This window comes from Sodalis sp. RH22 (assembly GCF_047324165.1).
Lineage (GTDB): Bacteria > Pseudomonadota > Gammaproteobacteria > Enterobacterales > Enterobacteriaceae > Acerihabitans.
Window position 1 is genome coordinate 3,663,072 of the sequence record NZ_CP178731.1, and the last position, 25,380, is coordinate 3,688,451.

The following is a 25,380-nucleotide window of genomic DNA, read 5'->3' on the forward strand; positions in this document are numbered from 1 at the left end:
CAACCTGGGAGGTCTTACTTAACCTCAACAGAAGCACCAGCTTCTTCCAGGGCTTTCTTCAGTGCTTCGGCGTCGTCTTTGTTCACGCCTTCTTTCATGGTTGCCGGAGCAGATTCAACCAGATCCTTGGCTTCTTTCAGGCCCAGGCCGGTAGCAGCACGGACGGCTTTGATAACCGATACCTTGTTGCCGCCGATAGCGGTCAGGACAACGTCGAACTCGGTTTTTTCTTCAACGACTTCAGCCGGGCCGGCAGCAGCTGCAACAGCGGTAGCAGCGGAAACGCCGAATTTGGTTTCCATCATGGAGATCAGTTCAACGACGTCCATGACGGACATTTCTGCAACTGCGTCCAGAATTTGTTCTTTAGTGATAGACATAACAATAGTTCCTAAAATTCAGAAAGTGTTTATACGTTCGCAATAACAACCGAAAGGGTTGGCCAATTAAGCCGCTTCTTTCTGATCGCGCAGTGCAGCCAGTGTACGGACCAATTTGCCTGCAGAGGCTTCTTTCATGGCCGACATCAGGCGTGAGATTGCTTCATCGTAAGTCGGCAGAGTTGCCAGGCGATCGATATTGGCCGCCGTGATAACTTCGCCTTCAAAGGCTGCTGCTTTAACCTCAAATTTGGCATTTTCCTTGGCAAAAGCCTTGAACAGGCGAGCGGCAGCGCCCGGATGTTCGTGAGAAAATGCAATCAGGGTCGGACCGACAAACGTGTCTTTCAGGCATTCGAAAGGAGTGCCTTCTACGACGCGACGCAGCAAGGTGTTGCGAACAACACGCATGTATACGCCGGCTTCACGACCTGCTTTACGCAGTTCAGTCATTTTACCTACTGTAACGCCGCGAGAATCCGCAACGACAGCAGACAGCGCGCCTTTGGCTACTTCGCTGACTTCAGCAACAATCGCTTGTTTGTCTTGAAGGTTTAATGCCATTAGCTTGTGCTCCTGGATTTAGCCGGGGAAAAGCACCCGACACTCACTAGCTTAACGCCACAATGGCGATAAGCGGCTAAACACGGTGAGCAGAATCCAGCAAACGAATATGTTATTCAGCTTCTGTCACCGTCTACGCAGGACGATTAAGCATTTTACCCGCTCTATTTCATACTGCGAATGCCTTGGCTGCCCGCATTCACTCCAGCCCCTTACGTAAGTAAGCCACTGGCGATCGCTTGGTTGCCGCCTTCCTGCACCTCGAAATAGTTTAGGTAATATGCACCTGCGGTCTTGGACGGAGGCTTGGATAAGGCCAAGCTCCAACCGAAAATCTTGTTTTTTTTCGTCCAGACTAAACAACGGCCAATGACGAAACAATGGGCGTTAGATTCTAGACAAATCTTTCGCCCAAGTCAAAGGGGTAATTATGCAACAACCGTTGCCAGACCGCTTTGATCGATAGCCAGACCTGCGCCCATGGTGGTGGAGAGACTGATTTTCTTGATGTACACGCCTTTGGCCTGTGTCGGTTTGGCTTTTTTCAGCGCAACCAGCAGGGATTCCAGGTTTTCTCTCAATTTGTCAGTATCGAAGTCCACTTTACCGATGGTGGTGTGGATAATACCGTTTTTGTCGTTGCGATAACGAACCTGACCGGCTTTGGCGTTTTTAACCGCTTCGGCGACGTTCGGGGTAACGGTACCCACTTTCGGGTTAGGCATCAGGCCGCGCGGCCCGAGGATCTGGCCCAGCTGGCCCACGACGCGCATGGCATCCGGGGAAGCGATAACAACGTCAAAGTTGAATTCGCCTTTTTTGATCTGATCGGCCAGGTCATCCATACCGACCAGGTCCGCGCCGGCTGCCTTGGCAGCTTCGACGTTGGCGCCCTGGGTGAAGACGGCTACACGTACGGTACGGCCGGTGCCGTTAGGCAGGACGGTGGCGCCACGAACGTTTTGATCGGACTTACGGGCATCAATCCCGAGGTTTACGGCAACGTCGATGCTTTCAACGAACTTGGCGGTAGCCAGTTCCTTGAGCAGCGCAACGGCTTCGTTGATGTCATATTGCTTAGTGGAATCAACTTTGTCGCGGATTACACGCATGCGCTTGGTCAGTTTAGCCATTTCTTAATCCTCCACTACCAGGCCCATGGAACGAGCAGTACCTTCAATGGAGCGGGACATCGCTTCCACATCGGCACCCGTCATATCCGCCGCTTTGGTTTCCGCGATTTCGCGAACCTGGGCGTGCGTTACTTTACCGACTTTTTCTTTGTTCGGCTTACCAGAACCAGACTTCACGCCTGCGGCTTTCTTGAGCAGCACGGCAGCCGGCGGGGTTTTGGTAACGAAGGTGAAAGAGCGGTCGGAGTAAACGGTGATAACAACCGGGATTGGCAGACCTTTTTCAATGCTTTCAGTCTTGGCATTGAAGGCTTTACAGAATTCCATGATGTTAACGCCCTGCTGACCCAGCGCTGGGCCGACCGGCGGACTTGGATTCGCCATGCCTGCTGCAACCTGCAGTTTTACATAGGCTTGTACTTTCTTGGCCATTTGAATTTCCTCTAGCGGGTGATAGCGCCGGTTAAGGCTCCCCAGTGTATAAGCTATTACATGCCCGTGGGCACATAAAAACGAAAGGCGCGAAATTCTAGTTCAATTTCGCGCCTTGAGCAAGCATTAATCATTATCGATAGGGGGTCGGCTATCAGCCCTTCTCAACCTGGCCGAAGTCCAGCTCGACCGGAGTGGCGCGACCGAAAATCGACACCGACACTTTCAGGCGGCTTTTTTCGTAGTCGACTTCTTCCACCACGCCGTTGAAATCGGCAAACGGCCCGTCGTTGACGCGCACCAGTTCGCCGGGTTCGAACAGCGTCTTCGGCCGCGGCTTGTCACCCACTTGCTGGAGGCGATTCATGATCGCATCCACTTCTTTATCGCTGATAGGCGCCGGGCGATCGGATGTGCCGCCGATAAACCCCATCACGCGGGGCACGCTGCGCACTAAATGCCAGCTGGCGTCATTCATCACCATTTGTACCAGCACATAGCCCGGGAAGAATTTGCGTTCGCTCTTGCGGCGCTGACCGCCGCGGATTTCGACGACTTCTTCCGTTGGCACCATGACTTCGCCAAACAGCTCTTCCATATTGTGCAATTTAATATGTTCGCGTAGAGACTGCGATACGCGACCTTCAAAACCGGAAAACGCCTGGACGACGTACCAACGTTTCTTCGGAGCTTCGGACATCTTAGAACCTCAGGCCAGTAATAAACGATACCAGACGGACCAGAATACCATCCAGTCCCCACAGGATCAGTGACATCACGGCGGTCACCGCGGCGACGATTAACGTGGTGTGCAACGTTTCCTGGCGGGTCGGCCATATCACTTTGCGTACTTCGGTACGCGCTTCACGGGCAAACGCGACGGTCGATTTGCCTTTCACTGTCATCAGGGCAATACCGCCTGCAATGGCGATAATCAGTACGACAGCCAGCGCTCGCAGGGGTAAGCTAAAATCACGATAATAATAATTACCGACGATCGCAACCACCAGCAGTACAGCGACCGCTGCCCACTTTACCACTTCCAGGCTACGCCCGCTTCCTTGAGCTTCGGTATTCGCACTCATAAAAAAAACCTGTCACGTAGGATTCACACAAACAACTTAGCCCCGCAGAGGGCGAGGCTACCAAGCGAAGAGTGCTCTTTAAAAGCAACAAAACTTCAAAGCTTCACGCCGCTGATGAAGAGCCCATCTCACCAATGATTATGACGTAAAATCGCTGATGAGATAGGTTCTCTGTCACAGCGTAGAAAAAAGGCATCAAATGATGCCCTTTTACTGCGCGCTACGTCAAATGTTATTCAACATCTTTCGAAGACTTATACGCCAGTCTTACGCGATAACCTTGGCAACCACGCCGGCGCCAACGGTACGGCCGCCTTCGCGGATAGCGAAACGCAGACCGTCGTCCATGGCGATCGGGGCAATCAGGTTAACAATCATCTTGATGTTGTCGCCAGGCATAACCATTTCCACGCCTTCCGGCAGTTCGATGGTACCGGTCACGTCAGTGGTACGGAAGTAGAACTGAGGACGGTAGCCTTTGAAGAACGGCGTATGACGGCCGCCTTCATCCTTGGATAGGATGTAGACTTCGGATTCGAACTGGGTATGCGGTTTAATGGAGCCCGGTTTAGCCAGTACCTGGCCGCGTTCCACGTCGTCACGCTTGGTGCCGCGCAGCAGAACGCCGACGTTTTCACCGGCACGGCCTTCGTCCAGCAGTTTGCGGAACATTTCAACGCCGGTACAGGTGGTCTTGACGGTATCCTTGATGCCGACGATTTCAACTTCTTCGCCCACTTTAACGATGCCGCGTTCCACACGACCGGTTACCACGGTGCCGCGGCCGGAGATGGAGAATACGTCTTCGATGGGCAGCAGGAACGGTTTGTCGATTGCGCGTTCCGGTTCCGGGATGTAGGAATCCAGGGCTTCGGCCAGTTCCAGGATTTTAGAGGTCCAGGCTTCGTCGCCTTCCAGCGCTTTGAGCGCGGAACCACGGATTACCGGGGTGTCGTCGCCCGGGAAATCGTACTGGGACAGCAGTTCGCGCACTTCCATTTCAACCAGTTCCAGCAGTTCTTCGTCATCGACCATGTCGCATTTGTTCATGAAGACGATGATGTAAGGAACGCCTACCTGGCGGCCCAGCAGGATGTGTTCGCGGGTCTGCGGCATCGGGCCGTCGGTTGCGGCAACCACCAGGATGGCGCCATCCATCTGGGCGGCGCCGGTGATCATGTTTTTCACATAGTCGGCGTGTCCCGGGCAGTCTACGTGCGCGTAGTGGCGGGCCGGGGTGTCGTATTCAACGTGGGACGTGTTGATGGTGATACCGCGGGCTTTTTCTTCCGGCGCGTTGTCGATCTGATCGAAAGCACGGGCGCTGCCGCCGTAAGCTTTGGCCAGCACGGTTGTGATGGCGGCGGTCAGGGTCGTTTTACCATGGTCAACGTGGCCGATAGTACCGACGTTAACGTGTGGTTTTGTACGTTGAAACTTTTCTTTAGACATCGATTGTCCCTCTAAGACACGAATAAATCGGTGGTATCACCACATTAACCAGACATAGGCCTGATAAATTTATTTTCTAACAGAAAGTGAATCAGGAGGGAGACTAGAAGTGGTGCTGATAGGCAGATTCGAACTGCCGACCTCACCCTTACCAAGGGTGCGCTCTACCAACTGAGCTATATCAGCACATTTGGAGCGGGCAGTGGGAATCGAACCCACGTCATCAGCTTGGAAGGCTGAGGTAATAGCCATTATACGATGCCCGCATCTTGGAACTCGGCTACCTGATATTTCTGTAGATTGTTGAAAGGTTCATATCATACAAACCTTGGTCGAAGGTTTTCAACCTTCCCCTGGCGCATGATGTTGCTTTGCATCAGGGATTGCCTTGGTTGCCCGCGGCGAATTTGGTGGTGGGGGAAGGATTATTCGTCACTTCGTTCCTCACCCTTCGGGCCGTCGCAAGCGACGTTGTCTCGCTTTGCTCGACTCGAACCTTAATCGAAGGTTCTCAACCTTCCCCCTGGCGCATGATGTTGCTTTGCATCAGGGATTGCCTTGGTTGCCCGCGGCGAATTTGGTGGTGGGGGAAGGATTATTCGTCACTTCGTTCCTCACCCTTCGGGCCGTCGCAAGCGACGTTGTCTCGCTTTGCTCGACTCGAACCTTAATCGAAGGTTCTCAACCTTCCCCCTGGCGCATGATGTTGCTTTGCATCAGGGATTGCCTTGGTTGCCCGCGGCGAATTTGGTGGTGGGGGAAGGATTCGAACCTTCGAAGTCAGTGACGGCAGATTTACAGTCTGCTCCCTTTGGCCGCTCGGGAACCCCACCAGATTTTTGTTGGTGCCGGCAGAAGGAGTCGAACCCTCGACCTACTGATTACAAGTCAGTTGCTCTACCAACTGAGCTATGCCGGCATCAAGTGCAGCGCATTCTAGGTAGAGCCGGCGACCTATGCAACAAAAAAATCGCGTAAATCGCACTTTCGCTCATAAAATACCCAAAATTAGAAAATGTCTCACAAATTTGTTTGTTATTCATGCGCCGTGAGGACCGCCCCGGCCCGCCAGGCGAGGCTGCACCACGATGGGCCTATTGCACCGCCGTGGCGCCCGGAACATCGCCGCTTTCCGCGCGGTGCCTCTGTTGGCCATGATCGCCGGCTGGCACGCGTCTTGCTTTATTTATACCGTAGTTTCTGTGATATCACCGGCCGGAGGATGACATCATGAAAATAGTACAGCTGAATGCCGCCACGCTTCCCGTTTACCGCAGCGAGCTCGCAGGCCTGCTGATGGACGCCGTTGCGCGCGGCGCCTCGGTGGGCTACACCAATCCCCTGACCCAGGATGAGGCGGAGGGCTATATCCACGGCCTGCGCTCCGCCATGGCTAAGAATGACTTATTGTTATGGATTGCGCGTGACGAGCGGGGCATTGTCGGCAGTATCCAGCTGGAGTTATGCCGTAAGCCAAACGGGCAAAACCGGGCGGAAATACAAAAACTCCTGGTGCACAGCCGCGCCAGGCGCGAAGGGATTGGGAAATCGCTGATAGGCGCCCTTGAGCGCACCGCCCGCGATCTGCAGCGCGGCCTGCTCTACCTGGATACCCAATCCGGTTCCCCCGCGGAGGCCTTTTACCGCGCGCTCGGCTACCGCTGCCTGGGTGAAATTCCCGATTACGCCTGCACGCCGGACGGTTATTACCATCCCACGGTTATCTATTACAAACGCTTATTCGCCGTCAACCAGCAGCTAAACGCCATCGCCAGCTAAGCTCATAAGCGGCGGGTACGGATCTTTGACCTGTGACCCAAGTGTCCCCGGGCCGTACCCTTCCGCCCATTGTCAAGATTCCATGGTTTAAGCAGAAAAAACACTCTACGATGTTAACGAAGCTGTCTATACTATGCAGCTTGTTTTCGTTCCGGGTGGGCTCGGCTGCCCCGATTGGACCTGCGCAACAGGCTGGCTAAGCTTATGATAAATCGTGATCAATCACTTACCACACCCTATCTTCAGTTCAACCGGCAGCAATGGGCCGCTTTGCGTGATACGGTTCCCCTGACGTTAACCCAGGAAGAAATAATAAAACTGAAAGGGATTAACGAAGATCTTTCCCTTGATGAAGTGGCGGAAATTTATCTGCCGCTCTCGCGTTTAATCAATTTCTACATCAGCTCCAATCTGCGCCGCCAGGCGGTATTGGAACAGTTCCTTGGCACCAACGGCCAGCACATCCCGTATGTTATCGGCATTGCCGGCAGCGTGGCGGTGGGTAAAAGCACCACCGCGCGCGTATTACAGGCGTTGCTGAGCCGTTGGCCTGAACACCGCTCGGTCGAGCTGGTCACCACCGATGGTTTTTTATATCCCAACCGCGTACTGAAAGAACGGGAATTAATGAAGAAAAAGGGATTCCCACAATCCTACGATATGCGCAGCCTGGTTAATTTTGTTTCCGAAGTAAAATCAGGCGCCAGTGAAGTTACTGCTCCGGTATATTCCCATCTGATCTACGATATCGTGCCGGAAGATAATAAAGTCATCTCGCAACCCGATATATTAATTCTTGAAGGATTAAACGTGTTGCAGAGTGGCATGGATTATCAGCATGCCTCCCATCATGTTTTTGTTTCCGATTTCGTCGATTTTTCCATTTATGTGGATGCACCGGAAGATTTACTAAAAAGCTGGTATATCAACCGTTTCCTGCGTTTTCGGCAGGGTGCGTTTTCCAATCCGCATTCTTACTTTCATAATTATGCCAAGCTGACGGAAGAAGAAGCCGTACAAATTGCCAGCCAGCTTTGGGAAGAAATTAACGGATTAAACCTGAAAGAAAATATCCTGCCCACGCGTGAGCGTGCGAGTCTGATTTTATCCAAAAGCGCCAATCACGCAGTGGGGAATATCAGGCTGCGGAAATAGTCCATAACGTCCGGGCGCGCTGTAATCCATAAATAACAGGAAACGGCGCCCTATAAATCGTCAGTGATTGTCTATTACGGCATTATTGGCCGTAGCCATATGACCCCGCGCGGGATGAACATGTCAAAGTCCCCGCAGCGAGATTTCACCACCGAGGTAGGCTTTTACCTTACCGTCTTGTTCCAGCAACAAGGCCCCCTGCGCATCGATGCCGCGTGAAATACCTTTGATTTCACGCTCGCCAATCAGCAGCTTAACCGGGCGATGATAAAAGTTATCCAGTGCCTGCCAACGCGTTACGAACGCGGCGAAGCCGTCCCGTTCAAAAATCGGCAATGCCAGCCTGAGCCCGTTGATAAGCTTCGCGGCCAGAGCGTTACGATCGATCTGGATACCCGCTTCCTGTAAATTAATCCAGCCCTGATTGATGACCGGCTCGGCCGTTTCCCTCATCGCCAGGTTAATTCCGGCGCCTATCACCAGATGCGCGGCATCGCCGGCCTTGCCGCTGATCTCCACCAGGATGCCGGCCAGCTTGCGATCGTGCAGATAGAGATCGTTAGGCCATTTCACCCGCACCTCGCGCGCGCCCAGTTCATGCAGCACTTCCGCCATGATGATGCCGATCACCAGGCTAAGGCCGATCGCCGCCGCCGGACCTTGCTCCAGCCGCCAATACAGGGACAGATAGAGATTGGCGCCAAACGGCGAGACCCATTGCCGGCCGCGCCTCCCCCGTCCCGCCATCTGATACTCTGCGACACAGGCGTCGCCGGAGCGCAGGACGGCGGTGCGCTCCATCAGGTACTGATTGGTGGAATCAATCACCGGCAGCACCGTGACCCCGCCCCGCGGCAGCAGCGACAGGATTTTCCCCTCATCCAAAAGTTGCAGCGGGGCATAGAGGCGATACCCTTTACCGGGAACGGTGAAAACATCAATACCCCACTCCCGCAGGGTCTGGATATGTTTATTGATGGCCGCGCGGCTCATGCCCAGCGAATCGCCGAACTGTTCGCCGGAGTGGAATTCCCCGTCGGCCAGCAGCCCGATTAATTTTAGCGGAACGGTGATATCTTTCATGACAGAGTATCCACCGCGTCTACTTCACCGCCGGCGGCGATAAACCGCACTTCTGGCTCCAGCCAGACGTTAAACCGTTCCGCTACGCTATTGCGCACCAGTTTCGCCAGCGCGACGATAGCCCGCCCATCAGCCTGGCCGTTATTGATCAATACCAGCGCCTGTTTGGCATGCACCGCGGCGGCGCCCAGCACATAGCCTTTCAGGTCGCACCGATCTATCAGCCATCCCGCCGCCAGTTTTACGCTACCGTCCGGCTGCGGATAGTGCGGCGCATCGGGATACCGTTGCAACAGGCGCCGTGCGTCCTCAGCGCCGACCAGTGGATTTTTAAAAAAGCTGCCGGCATTGCCGGTAATGGCGGGGTCGGGTAATTTGCTGCGGCGCATGGCGCAAACGGTATCAAAAACCTGGCGCGGGGTGACGGTCCGGCTATCCAGGCGGACAAGATCGCCGTAGGTAAGCACCGGGCGCCAGGTTTTGTCCAGGGTAAACCCCACCGCCACGATAGCGTAGCTGGCCCGATAACGGTGTTTAAACACACTGTCGCGATAACCGAACCGGCACTCCGCGGCGCTAAGGCGTATCTTCTCGCCGTTATTCAGATCAAGCAGATCGACGTATTCGCATACCGATTCCAGCTCCACGCCGTAGGCGCCGATATTCTGGATGGGCGCGGACCCGACACGGCCGGGGATTAACGCCAGGTTTTCCAGCCCCGCCATGTCCTGCGCCAACGCGAAGGACACCAGTCCATGCCAGTCCTCGCCGGCGCCGACATGCAGATGCCAGGCATGGTTGTCTTCGCTGACCTGTATTCCTTTAATGCGATTTAGCAATACGGTGCCGGCAAAATTTTCCAAAAAAAGGACATTACTGCCGCCGCCCAGCAGCAATACCGCTTCGGACCGCCGTTGGGCGTCGCGCCAAAGCGTCAACAATTCAGTTGCGGTATGGGCAGTGGCGATATGGGCGGCTACCGCGTCGATGGCAAAGGTATTCAGGTGTTTTAACGCCACACCATGCATTGTCATGGTAAAAACCTTTCTTAATCACTCTTGAGCCTAGTTTACCCGATCGGGACGGATTTCAGCGACTAACTTTAGCGCCTTCCCGATCTGGCGGGCAGGATTCCGTTACCCCTTAGGGTATGAGGCCGTTATGATAAGAAAAGTGTAAACATGACCAGACTATCTGCATTTTCCCCAACATTTCCTTTTATCACCGTTACGAAACGCTGGATTTGCCGTGCTACGCTATTTTAACCACCGATTGATAATGACCAGGAGTATTTAAGATTATAATCTCGCGTACAGGGCTATTATTATCCGCCTCATCGCCAGAGTACTCTCCTTCAGTAATGTAGTGATTACCGTCATCTACAATATTAGGAGAAATCAATTTAACCTTGATGTTTTCACCAAGAGCCTGATTGACTAAATTAACAATAAAAGTGGCGTCGCCGCTATTACTACCCGTGGAATTATTGTTATCAAAAAAGAGGCCTTGGTTTTCACTTCCTGGTTTTACTGCATCATAAAACATACGCAGTTCAAATGCTTTATGCCCGATAGAGCCGGTAATTCCTTTATCGTGGTAAATACACTGGACAATGGAATGAAATAAGCAATTGTTATTCTCACCACTACTATCCCGTATAACATATCCCGTTTCAAAGAGATACTTTTCTAACGCCGGCATCGCGCTGAGATGGGCCATTGCCTGCGTTTCGAGCTGTACCGTATTCTTATTTGCCTCGGCTGCAGACCCTGCCATGCCCACACGGCCATTTCCTACGGAAGTGGTGCTGGCCAAACTTGCTTCCATTGCTCGCCTGATCTCCTCATCTTCAAGGGCGGTTTCCTGGCTGGCAGCCAGTGCCCTTAGGAAATCATCATCCTTTTCACCGGAGGGCAGGTTAGCGGAGGACAAACTGGCGTCAATGGTTTGCCTTAATATAACGTCTTCATTTAAACTCGCCATACTCCGTAACAATACCGCTGACAAATCGGGGTCATCATCGGTGCTTTCGCTAGCACCTATAATCAGTGGTAAGCTTACATTACTTACTTCTGTCAATACCCGACCATTCGGATGTGCATTTATATGAGAATGAAGTGACTGATTATATATCCCAAATAAATCTGAGTGGTTAATGTCTCTATGATTATTGATCATTTTACAAAAATCCTGATTGATTTAATTGTGTCTTATAATATAGATCAGCCCATAAACAGTAATCAAACAATCGTCCGGTCTATTGTCACATTTCGCGTTGATAATAATCTTAATCTGAAGTATTTAGTAAAATGTCAGCAATTTTATTACATGAACTATTAAAAGATGATATTGGGATAAATATATTTATAAAGCTTTGCCGGGGGTCCTACTCTCTTACTCGAGTAGCGAACCGCCAGGGTTACGCACATGAAAAAGCCCTCTGTTCTCACAGAGGGCTTCGTCAATTGGATGCCTGGCAGTTCCCTACTCTCGCATGGGGAGACCCCACACTACCATCGGCGCTACGGCGTTTCACTGCTGAGTTCGGCATGGGGTCAGGTGGGACCACCGCGCTAGTGCCGCCAGGCAAATTCGTTACCAACCGTCATCCTGCTTCTGATGACCATCGGCCTTTATCCGGAACTTCGCTGAAAATTCTCTCGCCACCCCTTGGGGCGACGCTCTCTTCGCGTCAAACACTTTAGGTGTTGTAAGGTTAAGCCTCACGGGTCATTAGTATCGGTTAGCTCAACGCATCGCTGCGCTTACACACCCGACCTATCAACGTCATCGTCTTTAACGTCCCTTCAGGTGGCTTAAAGCCACAGGGAAGACTCATCTCGAGGCAAGTTTCCCGCTTAGATGCTTTCAGCGGTTATCTCTTCCGCACGTAGCTACCGGGCAATGCCATTGGCATGACAACCCGAACACCAGTGGTGCGTCCACTCCGGTCCTCTCGTACTAGGAGCAGCCCCTCTCAATCTTCCAACGCCCACGGCAGATAGGGACCGAACTGTCTCACGACGTTCTAAACCCAGCTCGCGTACCACTTTAAATGGCGAACAGCCATACCCTTGGGACCTACTTCAGCCCCAGGATGTGATGAGCCGACATCGAGGTGCCAAACACCGCCGTCGATATGAACTCTTGGGCGGTATCAGCCTGTTATCCCCGGAGTACCTTTTATCCGTTGAGCGATGGCCCTTCCATTCAGAACCACCGGATCACTAAGACCTGCTTTCGCACCTGCTCGAGCCGTCACTCTCGCAGTCAAGCTAGCTTATGCCTTTGCACTAACCTCACGATGTCCGACCGTGATTAGCTAACCTTCGTGCTCCTCCGTTACTCTTTAGGAGGAGACCGCCCCAGTCAAACTACCCACCAGACACTGTCCTCGACCCAGATTATGGGCCGGAGTTAGAACATCAAACATTAAAGGGTGGTATTTCAAGGTTGGCTCCATGCAGACTGGCGTCCACACTTCAAAGCCTCCCACCTATCCTACACATCAAGGCTCAATGTTCAGTGTCAAGCTATAGTAAAGGTTCACGGGGTCTTTCCGTCTTGCCGCGGGTACACTGCATCTTCACAGCGAGTTCAATTTCACTGAGTCTCGGGTGGAGACAGCCTGGCCATCATTACGCCATTCGTGCAGGTCGGAACTTACCCGACAAGGAATTTCGCTACCTTAGGACCGTTATAGTTACGGCCGCCGTTTACCGGGGCTTCGATCAAGAGCTTCTCCTTGCGGATAACCCCATCAATTAACCTTCCGGCACCGGGCAGGCGTCACACCGTATACGTCCACTTTCGTGTTTGCACAGTGCTGTGTTTTTAATAAACAGTTGCAGCCAGCTGGTATCTGCGACTGGCTTCAGCTCGGGGAGCAAGTCCCTCCACCTAATGCCAGCGTGCCTTCTCCCGAAGTTACGGCACCATTTTGCCTAGTTCCTTCACCCGAGTTCTCTCAAGCGCCTTGGTATTCTCTACCTGACCACCTGTGTCGGTTTGGGGTACGATTCGATGTGACCTGGAGCTTAGAGGCTTTTCCTGGAAGCGTAGCATCAATTCCTTCACCACCGTAGTGGCTCGTTATCACGCCTCAGTGTTGAATGAAAGAGCGGATTTACCTGCTCTTTCCACCTTCACGCTTAAACCGGGACAACCGTCGCCCGGCGAACCTAGCTTTCTCCGTCCCCCCTTCGCAGTCACACCCAGTACAGGAATATTAACCTGTTTCCCATCGACTACGCCTTTCGGCCTCGCCTTAGGGGTCGACTCACCCTGCCCCGATTAACGTTGGACAGGAACCCTTGGTCTTCCGGCGAGCGGGCTTTTCACCCGCTTTATCGTTACTTATGTCAGCATTCGCACTTCTGATACCTCCAGCAGCCCTCACAGGCCACCTTCGCAGGCTTACAGAACGCTCCCCTACCCAACGGACATATCCTTAAGTCAACTCGACGTGATGAACGCATTGACGTCGCTGCGCTCCGTCAATCGTTTTCCGTACAATTGTCTTAAGTGATATGTCCGCTGCCGCAGCTTCGGTGCATGGTTTAGCCCCGTTACATCTTCCGCGCAGGCCGACTCGACCAGTGAGCTATTACGCTTTCTTTAAATGATGGCTGCTTCTAAGCCAACATCCTGGCTGTCTGTGCCTTCCCACATCGTTTCCCACTTAACCATGACTTTGGGACCTTAGCTGGCGGTCTGGGTTGTTTCCCTCTTCACGACGGACGTTAGCACCCGCCGTGTGTCTCCCGTGGTAACATTCTTCGGTATTCGCAGTTTGCATCGGGTTGGTAATCCGGGGTGGACCCCTAGCCGAAACAGTGCTCTACCCCCGAAGATGAATTCACGAGGCGCTACCTAAATAGCTTTCGGGGAGAACCAGCTATCTCCCGGTTTGATTGGCCTTTCACCCCCAGCCACAAGTCATCCGCTAATTTTTCAACATTAGTCGGTTCGGTCCTCCAGTTAGTGTTACCCAACCTTCAACCTGCCCATGGCTAGATCACCGGGTTTCGGGTCTATACCCTGCAACTTAACGCCCAGTTAAGACTCGGTTTCCCTACGGCTCCCCTATTCGGTTAACCTTGCTACAGAATATAAGTCGCTGACCCATTATACAAAAGGTACGCAGTCACCCTGATAAATCAAGGCTCCCACTGCTTGTACGTACACGGTTTCAGGTTCTATTTCACTCCCCTCGCCGGGGTTCTTTTCGCCTTTCCCTCACGGTACTGGTTCACTATCGGTCAGTCAGGAGTATTTAGCCTTGGAGGATGGTCCCCCCATCTTCAGACAGGATATCACGTGTCCCGCCCTACTCATCGAGCTCACAGCACTTGTACCTTCGGATACGGGGCTATCACCCTGTGTTGCCGGACTTTCCAGACCGTTCTCCTGATACAAACGCTGATGGTGACTCTGGGCTGTTCCCCGTTCGCTCGCCGCTACTAGGGGAATCTCGGTTGATTTCTTTTCCTCGGGGTACTGAGATGTTTCAGTTCCCCCGGTTCGCCTCAATACGCTATGGATTCACGTAATGATAGTGCAACGAATTGCACTGGGTTTCCCCATTCGGACATCGCCGGCTGATAGCGCTTCATATCAGCTCACCGGCGCATTTCGCGGATTAGCACGTCCTTCATCGCCTCTGACTGCCTAGGCATCCACCGTGTACGCTTATTCACTTAACCTCACAACCCTAAAGTGTCTGTGTTGCGACTGGCTGCACACTGCCATGGCATCGTTGCGCGGTGCTCGCCATGCTCATGGACATTGAGTCCACTCCGCTGGCTGCGCGCCGTGCGCCTTGCCCTGACACTGTTCGCACAGTCTCACCCTGGTGAGGGTAAACCCTCGCCTGAGCTACAGAGATTGCCATCGACACGGCAATCATTAGGTTTGCTTGCTTTGAGAGAATCGCATACTGATTTTGCTCAGCATGTTTTTTTCAAATTTTCAGCTTGTTCCGGATTGTTAAAGAGCATGTATTTCGCAGCATACTCATAAGAGTGTGCTCTGAAATAAATAAGAAAAACCAGACAATCTTACCACCCATCACCGTCAGGAAATGGTGGAGCTAAGCGGGATCGAACCGCTGACCCCCTGCGTGCAAAGCAGGTGCTCTCCCAGCTGAGCTATAGCCCCAAGTCGTTTAACCTTTTAACATCAACCAGACTCTTTTCCACACTGAAATTGCTGTGCATCAATTAAGCTACAAAGCAATGGCATTTAGAAAGGAGAACAACTTGATAGCCCATTCGTTTCCAGGCAAGGCGTGGGGTCACGAAGTTTATTGAAATAAACGAGTGGCGCCGTAATCCTGCACAGTAAAGAATGGACCAGTTCGCTTAGCCGCAGACAGTTTCGGCGCGAGTAACGCAGTGTGCGCAAGCACATGAGTCACGCAGCGGTGAAAATGACCAGGGTAAGTAGAACTGGTAGGCCTGAGTGGACTCGAACCACCGACCTCACCCTTATCAGGGGTGCGCTCTAACCACCTGAGCTACAAGCCTATAGAAGGTTTTTCTTGCTCGTTACAGTTATCAGACAATCTGTGTGGACACTTCACATTACGTATCTTTCGGTAAGGAGGTGATCCAACCGCAGGTTCCCCTACGGTTACCTTGTTACGACTTCACCCCAGTCATGAATCACAAAGTGGTAAGCGCCCTCCCGAAGGTTAAGCTACCTACTTCTTTTGCAACCCACTCCCATGGTGTGACGGGCGGTGTGTACAAGGCCCGGGAACGTATTCACCGTGGCATTCTGATCCACGATTACTAGCGATTCCGACTTCATGGAGTCGAGTTGCAGACTCCAATCCGGACTACGACGCACTTTGTGAGGTCCGCTTACTCTCGCGAGTTCGCTTCTCTTTGTATGCGCCATTGTAGCACGTGTGTAGCCCTACTCGTAAGGGCCATGATGACTTGACGTCATCCCCACCTTCCTCCGGTTTGTCACCGGCAGTCTCCTTTGAGTTCCCACCATTACGTGCTGGCAACAAAGGATAAGGGTTGCGCTCGTTGCGGGACTTAACCCAACATTTCACAACACGAGCTGACGACAGCCATGCAGCACCTGTCTCAGAGTTCCCGAAGGCACGTTCGCATCTCTGCAAACTTCTCTGGATGTCAAGAGTAGGTAAGGTTCTTCGCGTTGCATCGAATTAAACCACATGCTCCACCGCTTGTGCGGGCCCCCGTCAATTCATTTGAGTTTTAACCTTGCGGCCGTACTCCCCAGGCGGTCGATTTAACGCGTTAGCTCCGAAAGCCACGGCTCAAGGCCACAACCTTCAAATCGACATCGTTTACAGCGTGGACTACCAGGGTATCTAATCCTGTTTGCTCCCCACGCTTTCGTACCTGAGCGTCAGTCTTCGTCCAGGGGGCCGCCTTCGCCACCGGTATTCCTCCAGATCTCTACGCATTTCACCGCTACACCTGGAATTCTACCCCCCTCTACGAGACTCTAGCCTGCCAGTTTCAAATGCAGTTCCCGGGTTAAGCCCGGGGATTTCACATCTGACTTAACAGACCGCCTGCGTACGCTTTACGCCCAGTAATTCCGATTAACGCTCGCACCCTCCGTATTACCGCGGCTGCTGGCACGGAGTTAGCCGGTGCTTCTTCTGCGGGTAACGTCAATCAACAAGGTTATTAACCTTATCGCCTTCCTCCCCGCTGAAAGTGCTTTACAACCCGAAGGCCTTCTTCACACACGCGGCATGGCTGCATCAGGCTTGCGCCCATTGTGCAATATTCCCCACTGCTGCCTCCCGTAGGAGTCTGGACCGTGTCTCAGTTCCAGTGTGGCTGGTCATCCTCTCAGACCAGCTAGGGATCGTCGCCTAGGTGAGCCATTACCTCACCTACTAGCTAATCCCATCTGGGTTCATCCGATGGCGTGAGGCCCGAAGGTCCCCCACTTTGGTCTTGCGACGTTATGCGGTATTAGCTACCGTTTCCAGTAGTTATCCCCCACCATCAGGCAGATCCCCAGACATTACTCACCCGTCCGCCGCTCGCCGGCAAAGTAGCAAGCTACTTCCCGCTGCCGCTCGACTTGCATGTGTTAGGCCTGCCGCCAGCGTTCAATCTGAGCCATGATCAAACTCTTCAATTAAAAGCTTGATGCTCAAAGATTGTCATACTGTTAATCTTATGAATTAACTGTTTGTTCACTCTTCAAGACTTGGTATTTTTGTGTTTCGATACGGTCTTGTGAGTGCCCACACAGATTGTCTGATAAATTGTTAAAGAGCATGGCCAGCGTGCATCAATCTCACCTGGCGCGGGTTGCGTATATTACGTTTTCCCGCTGAAGAGTCAAGCTTTTATTTGCCCGTACCGGGCGCTTTTCCCTTCCCGACCCGGCATCGCGTTAGCGTTTGTTCCCGGTCAGTGGAGGCGCATTATAGGGACTTTCCCCAGCCTGACAAGTACTTATTTCACATATTGCGCCGACCGCTGAATTATCACACAACCGCAGGCTGCATCGGCAATTTTTCCAGCGAAACGAAGCCATAGCGCTGTAGTACCGGTACCAGCTCCATGGCCTGCGGTGAAGCCACCAGGCAATAGGCCTGGTTCGCTTCCGTCGAATAAGCACCGTCTATTTCATGGGCGATAAGCCAGGCCGCGCGTTTGGCGATCGCTGAACCGGAATCCACCAGCCGGGTACCGTCCGGCAACACCGCTTTAAGCTCGTCGCCTAATAATGGAAAATGGGTACAACCAAGGACCACAGTGTCGGGCGGCTCGGGAAGCCGCAACCAGGGGCGCAGGATTTTCTGCAGCACCGACAGGGCGATGGTTTCGCCATGAAGCTTGGCTTCAGCAAGCTCCACCAGCTCGGCGGATCCAAGCGTAATGATATGGCAATCCGCGGCGAATTTAGCGATCAGCTCATGGGTATAGCTACGGTGCACGGTGGCGCGGGTAGCCAACAGCCCGACGATACCATTACGGGTTAGCTTGGCGGCGGGTTTTATCGCCGGCACTACGCCGACAATAGGGCACTCAAACCGCTCGCGCAGGGCCGGCAGGGAAATGGTGCTGGCGGTATTGCAGGCGACAATCACCATATCAAGCACGTGCAGGCGCTGCACCGCCGCAACGATATTCACGACCCGCTGGACAATAAAGTCTTCCGGCTTTTCGCCATACGGAAAAGCCTCATTGTCGAATACGTAGATATAATGCGGGTCCGGCAACAGTTGCCGCACTTCATCATAGATAGATAAACCGCCCACGCCAGAGTCGAAAATCAGGATCGTGGGCCGTTTGATGTTGCTACCGTCAGAAGGAATAAGTTCCGGTGAGATAAAATTCTCGCTCTGCGGTCTGGTAGCCATAAGCCGTCTCATAGTCTTTGTCGAACAGATTGGCTATTCTACCACGAACCGTCAGATGGGGGGTTAGCGGATAAGAGGCGGCGATGTCCCACAAACTGACGCCGCCCATTCGCACCCGGTCATTCGTGTTGTAGTTGGTATCGTAACGCTCGCCGAGATAACGGTAGTTAAGCGACCAGTCGATATCGGCCACCTGCCAATCCAGCTGATATTTCACCTGCTGCTTGGCGCGTCGCGCCAGCACCTGATTGGTGGTGGCGTCGCGGGGATCGAGGTACTCCAGCGTCAGTTGATGCTGCAGCGGGCCGGTATAGACCGAGCCGGTCCATTCCACACCTTTGATCCGCGCCTTGCCGATATTCTTATAAGTGTCGTCGTTGGTGTCATAATCAATCAGGTTGTCGATATCGTTGCGGTATGCCGAGACGCGCCAGGTCAGCGGGCCGGTCAGCCCTTCCACCCCGCCCTCCCACTGCTTGCTCTCCTCGGGTTTTAAATCTTCGTTGCCGCCAAAACCACTGTAAAGCTGACTCAGGTTGGGTGCCTTGTAGGCGGTGCCGTAAGACCCGATAAGCCGGTAGCCCTCAATGAACTCCCAGGCGGCGCTGGTTTGCCACGTGCCGTGCCAGCCGAACTGCGAATTATCATCACCGCGCACCGCGCCCTCGAGGGTAACCGGCCCGACAAGCTGCGAAGCGGTGGCGTAGATACCGGTATTGCGTTGCTCATAGCCGTCGGTAAGGTAACCGGTGCCTGGTTCGGTGGTCTGCTTTTGCCAGTCCACCCCAGCGCCTGCCGTGCCATGGCCTGTCTGCAGGGTATTGCTCCACTGCGCATTATACTGTTTGGAATCGTCAAGGGTGGCGGAGGCGGAATAGGGTCCATATTGAGGATCGTAGTTATAATCCTGAGTATGGTTATAGCTAAAGGACAGCTGCGACGCGTAGATCCCGTCCTGGTAACGCATGCCGGTATCGTAAGTACGGCTGTAGAGTTTACGGGTATCGGGCAGCGCGTCAAAATGATCAGGGTCGGTATAGGCGTAGCTGCCGTCATAGCCGCTGCGGTTGTCGTAGCCATAGGCGCGGGCAAAACCGCTGAACTGCTGGTTAAAGATATGATCAAGCGAGGCAAACAACGTTTTGCTCATAAAACCATCGCGGTCGGGCTGCGCGGGATCGCCATAGGTATCCGGCAGGTTGGCGCGCACATCAAAACCATGGGTATAGGTATAGTTGCCCGCAACGGTGGCGGTGGTGTCCTCTCCAAGCTGTTGCTGGGTGGAGCCATCATAGGTTTGATAGCCATGGGACCCTATGCCGGTGCTGAGGGTGGTGCCCGGCTGCTCGCGTGTGGTAATGATATTCACCACGCCGCCGATGGCGTCCGACCCATAGACCGCGGAACGCGGGCCACGGATATATTCGATGCGCTGCACCAAGGACAGCGGAATCTGGCTAAGGTCGGAAGAACCTGAGATGCCGGCCTGGTTCAGCCTCACGCCGTCTATCAGCACCAGGGCATGGCTTGAATCGGTGCCGCGGATAAACAATGAGCTTTGCTGCCCCAATCCGCCGGATTGGGCGATATCCACGCCCGGCAGACGGCTTAGCGCTTCGGCCACCGATTTGATCTGGCCGCGGTCAATATCGCTGCGGGTAACCACGCTGGTCGGTGCCAGTACGGTGGATATTGGCTGGGGAAAACGGTTGGCGGATACGACCATCATTTGCGCGGCCTGATCCTGGGCGCCGTCTTGCGCCCACCCGGAGAATGCCGTGACGCAGAGCGCCAGCAGCACGGTATTGTTAATCTTAGGCATTGCCATAGCATCCAAATGATAAAATAGGATGCCGCAGGTTCCATGTTTGATGGCTCGCGATAAACAGGGATATTGCGACAGAATACCGGCAGGTTTTCGGGCTTGGGATGCGTATAATACGCCAGGCGACGACTTCCCATCATAAAGACAGTGTCTGCTTGCGCGATCGCCCTGAAGTCCCCTTACCGCTGCGCGTCAGCTCCAGCTTTCCACTGGATTCCCTTTTAACTTACGAAAGACCGGACAATAATCCTACAATCAAAGAGATAAGCATGTCTATAGCACTAATAATCAAACTATTTATAAGCGCAACAACACTGGACATCACCGGTTTATCCCCTACAATCCCCCACAAAGTGGTACAAATAACGGATATTAGCGAGAGATCATCATGACCGACGAGACGTTACCCATTAGCGCGTATGAAACCCAACTGGCGGAAAAAGCCGCTCGACTGAACGCGATGATGGCGGCGTTTCAGGCGCCCGAGGCGGAAATATTCCGCTCGCAGCCCGAACATTACCGGATGCGTGCTGAATTCCGGGTCTGGCATGATGAGCAGGATTTGTATCATATAATGTTTGATCAGCAGACCAAGGACCGGATCCGCATCGATCACTTCGCCGCCGGCGGCGAACTGATGAACCGATTGATGGTCGCCATGATGGACGCATTGCGGCCATCGCCGATCCTGCGGCGCAAGCTGTTCCAGCTTGATTACCTGACGACCCTGAGCGGTGAAGCGGTGATTACCCTTATCTATCATCGTCCGTTAGACGACGAATGGCGCGAGCATGCGGGCGCGCTGCGCGATCATCTGAGGACGCAGGGTTTTGCGGTCAACCTGATTGGCCGCGCCACCAAAACCAAAATTTGCCTGGACCGTGATTATGTCGATGAGCGCTTGCCGGTGGCGGGACGGGAAATCATTTACCGTCAAATCGAAAATAGCTTTACCCAACCCAACGCCGCCGTGAATATCCAGATGCTTGAGTGGGCGCTCTCGGCCACTGAACCGGCACAAGGGGATCTGCTGGAGCTGTATTGCGGCAACGGCAATTTTTCCCTGGCGCTGGCGGGCAATTTTAACCGGGTGCTGGCCACGGAAATAGCCAAGCCTTCGGTGGAAGCGGCACAGTTTAATATCGCCGCCAATCGAATGACCAACGTGCAGATTATCCGCATGTCGGCTGAGGAGTTTACCCAAGCCATGCAAGGGGTGCGGGAGTTTACCCGCCTGAAGGACATCGACCTGGCAAGCTACCGCTGCGAAACCATATTTGTCGACCCGCCGCGCAGCGGGTTGGATGATGCCACCGTCAGGCTGGTGCAGGGGTATCCGCGCATCCTGTATATCTCATGTAACCCGGAATCGTTGTGCGGTAATTTGACAACGTTGGCGGAAACCCACCGTATCGAACGATTGGCGCTGTTTGATCAATTTCCTTATACCCGCCATATGGAATGCGGAGTGCTGTTAACCGCCAAAACGCAGCCATAGATCAATGGCACCTAAAATGAGGCTCTTACGCATGCTTCGTGCCCGCCTAGAGCCGCTGATCCCCCTTAAAGGATGTTTATTTGTCACTGTCATAGTCAATGCTGGTGACATTTCAGCTTGACCGACCGCCCCCGGGGTGCGGACAGCAAAGGCGCTGAACTAGCAATCGAAGCCTAAAGCGGTATCGTTTATTTTCATGAGACCGAGATAAAATAACGCACCCATAAAAAAACTGACCATGGACATCTTTAACATGCCAGGCTTATGATTAAACTGGTTATGGGCGGCTTGATAAACATAATCTATTACAAAGGCTGCAGCGCCGGCCATAAGTCCGGTCATGAAACAATTCACCAGCGTATTTTCAAATAGCTCGTGGCGCCACTGTTCTGTATCGCATCTCGTGCGGATTTCACTGCATATCTCCTTCAACTCTGCGCAAGACTTTTCCATCGCTAACGTTTTATCAATGTTAATCCTGCAATCTTGCAGCGGTTTCCAGCACCCTTCCAACTCAAGCTGGAAGTAGCATCGGTCGGCCCTTGCGGCTTTCAGGCTACCTAACAAATCATAAATTAACTTATTTGTTAATGATACGGTAAGCGGGATGGAAATCACCGATAAAGGATTAGAGCAACAAAACGCCGTGGCGGAATTGCAGGCACGTGCCAATTTCGTCATCAACTTAAAAAATTTGCTTGTCGTATTATTGTGATATTTATCGGCATGAGACACTTGGCTGTCCATCCCGGCATTATTCTTTTCTCGATTATTAATTTCAGGGTTCATATAATGATTCCTCGGCAAAGGGATTAAATGGCATAACGATGTAAAAAGACGAAAGCGCTGATAGACTATTTTCACAAATAAAGGTTAAACTCCCCGAAGCCGGTAATATCCCTAACAACCGCCCGGGTCGGTGCCTGCAAGCGGCAAAATTGATTCCGAAGTTAGCCGGTTCGCTTACAGTAGCCGCCTGACCAGATTAACTATCCTATTGGGTAATATTGTCCAGTTCAATGTCGATAAAGTTTGTATAAGCCACACCGGCTAAAGCGCCTACGATAAAACCAATTCCTACGGTATAAAAAACACTATCACGATGACGCAGCGGATCCGCACCACAAAATGATTTGCATGATTCTAGCGCACAGCCTGCGGCGAATCCCGCAGCGCCGCCGCCCAACATGCCGATGCTCAAACCCAGGCCCATGATTTTGCCTTTCCATTCCCTGACGTCCAGATGGGTAACGGGGGGCGGCTTGCTGATATTTTGGATTGAAACAGCGATAAGCCGTTGGGCGCCAAAGACGATACCTATTGCCGACGCGGCAGACAAAGTGACTACAGACAGGGTCTTGATAAAGGGTAAGGCGCTGTTGGCCGCGCCGCTAAATGATCTGGCAAAACGCGTAACGCCCTGACCGAAACCATTATCCCCCTGGCTAATCTCCTCTAAAGGGCAATGGGTTGTTGTGGTCGGCATTGTTGGGTCTGAGACAGGCATCATTAACTCCTATCAATACTAACTAATTTTCTATTACATAAAATCGATCCGAAGATAAACTGAAGGCTGATATTTCTACCTATCATCATAAGAATACCCCCCGCCATAGGCCTTTTTAAGAATCACAGATAATTAAGCGCACTTGAAAAGTGAGGGTACCATAACAAGCCTAGAGAGAAATAGAACAAGGCGACTATACAGTACATAGCTAATGGAACTCTAGCAATACGATTAAAATTAAATAACTTATTAATTAACGAGTTTATATTACCGAGCGTAAACCCAGCGACAAAACAAGCCGCCATGATACCCATACATAGCTTATAGTTGAAAATATTATACTGCGGATCATATATCTGCAAGCTGGTAGAACCCATAGGGGGTGCTTCATTTCGGTTGGTCACAATAGAAATTCCTCGGAAATAGCTATTTGCCGACAGCGCCGTGGACAGGGCAACCCCTGCTTTATAGCAAATTTTAGGTAGCGTCATTACAGCATTGTTGACCTGGACTAATGGCTGGGAAAACAGGGGGCGCGCAGAAAACTCATCGTCAGTCTCATCATCCGATGAAATATAAAAAAAATTGTCATGTATTATTGGATTACGCATAGTTATGTTGGAGAAATTCAAATTACACATAATTAACACCCTATTTTACTTGAAGTAAAACTTCATTTGCTTATATTTTACAAGGCTAACCGCAGGAAAAAACTTTACTATAAATACATAAAAAACAACAGGAGAGAATATCTTAATGAAAATTTTTGTATAGCGTTCAAAAGAATTAATAATTATACTTTTCTCTTTGATAAATTAGCAACCTTTGAGCATAGCGGAGTTCATTTTGTAAAACGACGGATTATACGTCATTTAAAAATAGCAGATGCGGTCTTCGCGTTCAGTATTGGCTATTGTTTAATAATCCAGGCTCAAGAAATTTATGAATCCCGTTGGATTTTGTCTAGCCGTTTCAATTTGCGCCCAATCCAGAATACCAGGACCACCATCAGGATGGCTGGAATAAAATTTGAGCCGATAACCGGGTATTCCACCCGGATAATAGCACTGTACATCAACAGGCCCAGCAGGAAGCTTGCCGCCGCCAGGGAAGGATAACCCTCCGGCATGGCGCAGTCGCGATAATGATGGTGCAGGCAGTATACCGACAGCACCAGCGAAATCAGCGGGAAGATGGAAAAAGGCACAATAGTGCTGAACAGGGCCGCGAAGGAGCCGTTAATGGATAAACCGGCAATCAGCGCCAATAGGAGCGTGCCTTTTTCACCCAGGGGTCGTGTCGTCATATTATCTACCTGCTTGCGTCAAAAGAGAGGGCGGTCGACTTTTCCTGTTCCCGGCGATACCAGTAAAACGCGCCCTTCGAAATCATGCGCAACTGAAGGACCAGCCTCTCTTCCAGCAGCCTGCGCTGATTGACGTCCACATCCAGCGCTTCCGCGCCGGCGTTAAAGACAATGATAACCATGGCCTCGGCCTGGGCTTCGGTGAAGCTGCGCGGCATATGGTTTTCCAGCTCGAGGTAATCGGCCAACTCCGCGATAAAATGCTGTATTTCCCGGGCGACGGCGGCGCGAAACGCCGCCGAAGTGCCGGATCGCTCGCGTAGCAACAGGCGAAAAGCGTTAGGGTTATTGCCGATAAACTCCATAAACGTGGCCACCGACGTACGGATAACGCTGCCGCCTTTAGCGATACGCTGGCGCGCCTGGCGCATCAGTTGGCGCAGCATCAGGCCGCTTTCGTCCACCATGGTAAGGCCCAGTTCATCGACATCGCGAAAGTGGCGATAGAACGAGGTGGGCGCAATGCCGGCTTCACGGGCTACTTCGCGCAGGCTCAGGCTGGCAAAACTACGCTCGGCGCTTAACTGGCTAAAGGCCGCTTCGACAAGGGAACGACGGGTCCGCTCTTTTTGTTGCGCTCTGACGCCCATAGTCCTGACCTGCCCCACATTACCGGTAAAAATGCCACTATATCAAAATTTGTTGCAACAGCGTTGATACAAACTGCGAATTTTGACGTAATGTTGTTCGCCGTAGGCGCCGGTGCCATAGACCAAGAAAAAAGGCCGTGAAGATTGGGATCTCCCGT

The 25,380-nt window shown here is 52.4% G+C and carries 20 protein-coding genes, 6 tRNA genes, 3 rRNA genes, 2 other RNA genes and 1 riboswitch; of the genes, 3 read left to right on the top strand and 28 right to left on the bottom strand.

All coding sequences use genetic code 11. From position 1 onward, the window contains the following. Nucleotides 1-14 precede the first annotated feature (14 nt). The 13 genes from rplL to ACL2XN_RS16655 all read right to left on the bottom strand — a co-directional run bounded on the left by rplL (nucleotide 15) and on the right by ACL2XN_RS16655 (nucleotide 5,965). On the bottom strand, nucleotides 15-380 hold the full coding sequence (rplL, locus tag ACL2XN_RS16595; RefSeq protein WP_410012670.1) for a 50S ribosomal protein L7/L12: 366 nt from the start codon (nucleotides 378-380) through the stop codon (nucleotides 15-17). 66 nt (nucleotides 381-446) lie between these two features. After that, nucleotides 447-944 carry a 50S ribosomal protein L10 gene (rplJ, locus tag ACL2XN_RS16600; RefSeq protein ID WP_162368656.1) on the bottom strand — a complete coding sequence of 166 codons (498 nt, stop codon included), beginning with the start codon at nucleotides 942-944 and terminating at the stop codon, nucleotides 447-449. Nucleotides 945-1,372: 428 nt separating this feature from the next. Continuing rightward, a complete protein-coding gene (rplA, locus tag ACL2XN_RS16605) occupies nucleotides 1,373-2,077 on the bottom strand; it encodes a 50S ribosomal protein L1 (protein ID WP_162368657.1) in 705 nt (234 codons plus the stop codon). Between the two features lie 3 nt (nucleotides 2,078-2,080). Continuing rightward, entirely contained in the window at nucleotides 2,081-2,509 is a 429-nt protein-coding gene (gene rplK, locus ACL2XN_RS16610) for a 50S ribosomal protein L11 (RefSeq protein WP_162368658.1), read from the bottom strand. A 154-nt stretch (nucleotides 2,510-2,663) separates the two neighbouring features. Further along, complete coding sequence (nusG, locus tag ACL2XN_RS16615) at nucleotides 2,664-3,209, bottom strand: transcription termination/antitermination protein NusG (RefSeq protein WP_410012671.1); 546 nt, start codon at nucleotides 3,207-3,209, stop codon at nucleotides 2,664-2,666. A gap of 1 nt (nucleotide 3,210) precedes the next feature. After that, nucleotides 3,211-3,594, bottom strand: a complete 384-nt coding sequence (gene secE / locus ACL2XN_RS16620) for a preprotein translocase subunit SecE (RefSeq protein ID WP_410012672.1) — start codon at nucleotides 3,592-3,594, stop codon at nucleotides 3,211-3,213. A gap of 267 nt (nucleotides 3,595-3,861) precedes the next feature. Beyond that, entirely contained in the window at nucleotides 3,862-5,046 is a 1,185-nt protein-coding gene (gene tuf / locus ACL2XN_RS16625) for an elongation factor Tu (RefSeq protein ID WP_410012673.1), read from the bottom strand. 110 nt (nucleotides 5,047-5,156) lie between these two features. Further along, a tRNA-Thr gene (locus ACL2XN_RS16630) sits at nucleotides 5,157-5,232 on the bottom strand. 5 nt (nucleotides 5,233-5,237) lie between these two features. Beyond that, nucleotides 5,238-5,312: transfer RNA gene (locus ACL2XN_RS16635), tRNA-Gly, on the bottom strand. 142 nt (nucleotides 5,313-5,454) lie between these two features. Beyond that, a non-coding RNA gene (locus ACL2XN_RS16640) (RtT sRNA) lies at nucleotides 5,455-5,582 on the bottom strand. A gap of 42 nt (nucleotides 5,583-5,624) precedes the next feature. Further along, nucleotides 5,625-5,752: non-coding RNA, RtT sRNA (locus ACL2XN_RS16645), on the bottom strand. 42 nt (nucleotides 5,753-5,794) lie between these two features. Further along, a tRNA-Tyr gene (locus ACL2XN_RS16650) sits at nucleotides 5,795-5,879 on the bottom strand. Between the two features lie 10 nt (nucleotides 5,880-5,889). Then, nucleotides 5,890-5,965, bottom strand: a tRNA-Thr gene (locus ACL2XN_RS16655). A gap of 311 nt (nucleotides 5,966-6,276) precedes the next feature. Between ACL2XN_RS16655 and ACL2XN_RS16660 the strand changes: the two genes are divergently transcribed. Beyond that, nucleotides 6,277-6,825 (top strand): GNAT family N-acetyltransferase, encoded by a 549-nt coding sequence (locus ACL2XN_RS16660; RefSeq protein ID WP_413727393.1) that lies wholly within the window; start codon nucleotides 6,277-6,279, stop codon nucleotides 6,823-6,825. Nucleotides 6,826-7,029: 204 nt separating this feature from the next. Further along, the gene (coaA, locus tag ACL2XN_RS16665; RefSeq protein WP_410012675.1) at nucleotides 7,030-7,980 is read left to right on the top strand and encodes a type I pantothenate kinase; all 951 of its coding nucleotides are present in this window, start codon (nucleotides 7,030-7,032) and stop codon (nucleotides 7,978-7,980) included. A gap of 123 nt (nucleotides 7,981-8,103) precedes the next feature. Here the strand turns inward: coaA and birA are convergent, their stop codons facing one another. From birA to btuB, 10 genes are all read right to left on the bottom strand, one after another. After that, nucleotides 8,104-9,063: a bifunctional biotin--[acetyl-CoA-carboxylase] ligase/biotin operon repressor BirA gene (gene birA, locus ACL2XN_RS16670; RefSeq protein WP_410012676.1), complete on the bottom strand. Its 960-nt coding sequence runs from the start codon at nucleotides 9,061-9,063 to the stop codon at nucleotides 8,104-8,106. Next, nucleotides 9,060-10,097 carry a UDP-N-acetylmuramate dehydrogenase gene (gene murB / locus ACL2XN_RS16675; protein ID WP_413721816.1) on the bottom strand — a complete coding sequence of 346 codons (1,038 nt, stop codon included), beginning with the start codon at nucleotides 10,095-10,097 and terminating at the stop codon, nucleotides 9,060-9,062. The genes birA and murB overlap by 4 nt, the downstream gene beginning before the upstream one ends. Nucleotides 10,098-10,314: 217 nt before the next feature. Next, complete coding sequence (locus tag ACL2XN_RS16680; RefSeq protein WP_413729101.1) at nucleotides 10,315-11,241, bottom strand: hypothetical protein; 927 nt, start codon at nucleotides 11,239-11,241, stop codon at nucleotides 10,315-10,317. Nucleotides 11,242-11,534: 293 nt separating this feature from the next. Next, nucleotides 11,535-11,650, bottom strand: a 5S ribosomal RNA gene (rrf, locus tag ACL2XN_RS16685). 125 nt (nucleotides 11,651-11,775) lie between these two features. Then, a 23S ribosomal RNA gene (locus ACL2XN_RS16690) occupies nucleotides 11,776-14,768 on the bottom strand. Between the two features lie 378 nt (nucleotides 14,769-15,146). Then, nucleotides 15,147-15,222, bottom strand: a tRNA-Ala gene (locus ACL2XN_RS16695). 291 nt (nucleotides 15,223-15,513) lie between these two features. Then, nucleotides 15,514-15,590 (bottom strand) — tRNA-Ile (locus ACL2XN_RS16700). A 72-nt stretch (nucleotides 15,591-15,662) separates the two neighbouring features. After that, nucleotides 15,663-17,205, bottom strand: a 16S ribosomal RNA gene (locus ACL2XN_RS16705). The 16S, 23S and 5S rRNA genes sit together here with 2 tRNA genes alongside, the layout of an rRNA operon. Nucleotides 17,206-17,557: 352 nt before the next feature. Next, nucleotides 17,558-18,436: a glutamate racemase gene (murI, locus tag ACL2XN_RS16710; protein WP_413729102.1), complete on the bottom strand. Its 879-nt coding sequence runs from the start codon at nucleotides 18,434-18,436 to the stop codon at nucleotides 17,558-17,560. Beyond that, the gene (btuB, locus tag ACL2XN_RS16715) at nucleotides 18,381-20,258 is read right to left on the bottom strand and encodes a TonB-dependent vitamin B12 receptor BtuB (RefSeq protein ID WP_413721814.1); all 1,878 of its coding nucleotides are present in this window, start codon (nucleotides 20,256-20,258) and stop codon (nucleotides 18,381-18,383) included. The genes murI and btuB overlap by 56 nt, the downstream gene beginning before the upstream one ends. Before the next feature lie 69 nt (nucleotides 20,259-20,327). Next, nucleotides 20,328-20,517: riboswitch (cobalamin riboswitch) on the bottom strand. A gap of 132 nt (nucleotides 20,518-20,649) precedes the next feature. Between btuB and trmA the strand changes: the two genes are divergently transcribed. Further along, complete coding sequence (gene trmA / locus ACL2XN_RS16720) at nucleotides 20,650-21,759, top strand: tRNA (uridine(54)-C5)-methyltransferase TrmA (RefSeq protein WP_410012681.1); 1,110 nt, start codon at nucleotides 20,650-20,652, stop codon at nucleotides 21,757-21,759. Nucleotides 21,760-21,918: 159 nt separating this feature from the next. On the opposite strand, the gene ACL2XN_RS16725 is transcribed toward trmA, so the two are convergent. The 5 genes from ACL2XN_RS16725 to fabR all read right to left on the bottom strand — a co-directional run bounded on the left by ACL2XN_RS16725 (nucleotide 21,919) and on the right by fabR (nucleotide 25,222). Beyond that, on the bottom strand, nucleotides 21,919-22,548 hold the full coding sequence (locus tag ACL2XN_RS16725) for a hypothetical protein (RefSeq protein WP_413727395.1): 630 nt from the start codon (nucleotides 22,546-22,548) through the stop codon (nucleotides 21,919-21,921). Nucleotides 22,549-22,753: 205 nt separating this feature from the next. Next, complete coding sequence (locus ACL2XN_RS16730; protein ID WP_410012683.1) at nucleotides 22,754-23,269, bottom strand: hypothetical protein; 516 nt, start codon at nucleotides 23,267-23,269, stop codon at nucleotides 22,754-22,756. A 119-nt stretch (nucleotides 23,270-23,388) separates the two neighbouring features. Next, nucleotides 23,389-23,907: a hypothetical protein gene (locus ACL2XN_RS16735; protein ID WP_413729103.1), complete on the bottom strand. Its 519-nt coding sequence runs from the start codon at nucleotides 23,905-23,907 to the stop codon at nucleotides 23,389-23,391. A gap of 299 nt (nucleotides 23,908-24,206) precedes the next feature. Continuing rightward, nucleotides 24,207-24,572, bottom strand: a complete 366-nt coding sequence (locus tag ACL2XN_RS16740; RefSeq protein ID WP_413729104.1) for a YijD family membrane protein — start codon at nucleotides 24,570-24,572, stop codon at nucleotides 24,207-24,209. Between the two features lie 5 nt (nucleotides 24,573-24,577). Then, nucleotides 24,578-25,222: an HTH-type transcriptional repressor FabR gene (fabR, locus tag ACL2XN_RS16745; protein ID WP_410012686.1), complete on the bottom strand. Its 645-nt coding sequence runs from the start codon at nucleotides 25,220-25,222 to the stop codon at nucleotides 24,578-24,580. Between the last annotated feature and the right edge of the window lie 158 nt (nucleotides 25,223-25,380).

Coding starts and splice junctions, on each gene's coding strand:
- rplL (WP_410012670.1), bottom strand. CDS start 380: ATGTCTATCACTAAAGAACAAATTCTGGACGCAGTTGCAGAAATGTCC.
- rplJ (WP_162368656.1), bottom strand. CDS start 944: ATGGCATTAAACCTTCAAGACAAACAAGCGATTGTTGCTGAAGTCAGC.
- rplA (WP_162368657.1), bottom strand. CDS start 2,077: ATGGCTAAACTGACCAAGCGCATGCGTGTAATCCGCGACAAAGTTGAT.
- rplK (WP_162368658.1), bottom strand. CDS start 2,509: ATGGCCAAGAAAGTACAAGCCTATGTAAAACTGCAGGTTGCAGCAGGC.
- nusG (WP_410012671.1), bottom strand. CDS start 3,209: ATGTCCGAAGCTCCGAAGAAACGTTGGTACGTCGTCCAGGCGTTTTCC.
- secE (WP_410012672.1), bottom strand. CDS start 3,594: ATGAGTGCGAATACCGAAGCTCAAGGAAGCGGGCGTAGCCTGGAAGTG.
- tuf (WP_410012673.1), bottom strand. CDS start 5,046: ATGTCTAAAGAAAAGTTTCAACGTACAAAACCACACGTTAACGTCGGT.
- ACL2XN_RS16660 (WP_413727393.1), top strand. CDS start 6,277: ATGAAAATAGTACAGCTGAATGCCGCCACGCTTCCCGTTTACCGCAGC.
- coaA (WP_410012675.1), top strand. CDS start 7,030: ATGATAAATCGTGATCAATCACTTACCACACCCTATCTTCAGTTCAAC.
- birA (WP_410012676.1), bottom strand. CDS start 9,063: ATGAAAGATATCACCGTTCCGCTAAAATTAATCGGGCTGCTGGCCGAC.
- murB (WP_413721816.1), bottom strand. CDS start 10,097: ATGACAATGCATGGTGTGGCGTTAAAACACCTGAATACCTTTGCCATC.
- ACL2XN_RS16680 (WP_413729101.1), bottom strand. CDS start 11,241: ATGATCAATAATCATAGAGACATTAACCACTCAGATTTATTTGGGATA.
- murI (WP_413729102.1), bottom strand. CDS start 18,436: ATGGCTACCAGACCGCAGAGCGAGAATTTTATCTCACCGGAACTTATT.
- btuB (WP_413721814.1), bottom strand. CDS start 20,258: ATGCCTAAGATTAACAATACCGTGCTGCTGGCGCTCTGCGTCACGGCA.
- trmA (WP_410012681.1), top strand. CDS start 20,650: ATGACCGACGAGACGTTACCCATTAGCGCGTATGAAACCCAACTGGCG.
- ACL2XN_RS16725 (WP_413727395.1), bottom strand. CDS start 22,548: ATGAACCCTGAAATTAATAATCGAGAAAAGAATAATGCCGGGATGGAC.
- ACL2XN_RS16730 (WP_410012683.1), bottom strand. CDS start 23,269: ATGATGCCTGTCTCAGACCCAACAATGCCGACCACAACAACCCATTGC.
- ACL2XN_RS16735 (WP_413729103.1), bottom strand. CDS start 23,907: ATGTGTAATTTGAATTTCTCCAACATAACTATGCGTAATCCAATAATA.
- ACL2XN_RS16740 (WP_413729104.1), bottom strand. CDS start 24,572: ATGACGACACGACCCCTGGGTGAAAAAGGCACGCTCCTATTGGCGCTG.
- fabR (WP_410012686.1), bottom strand. CDS start 25,222: ATGGGCGTCAGAGCGCAACAAAAAGAGCGGACCCGTCGTTCCCTTGTC.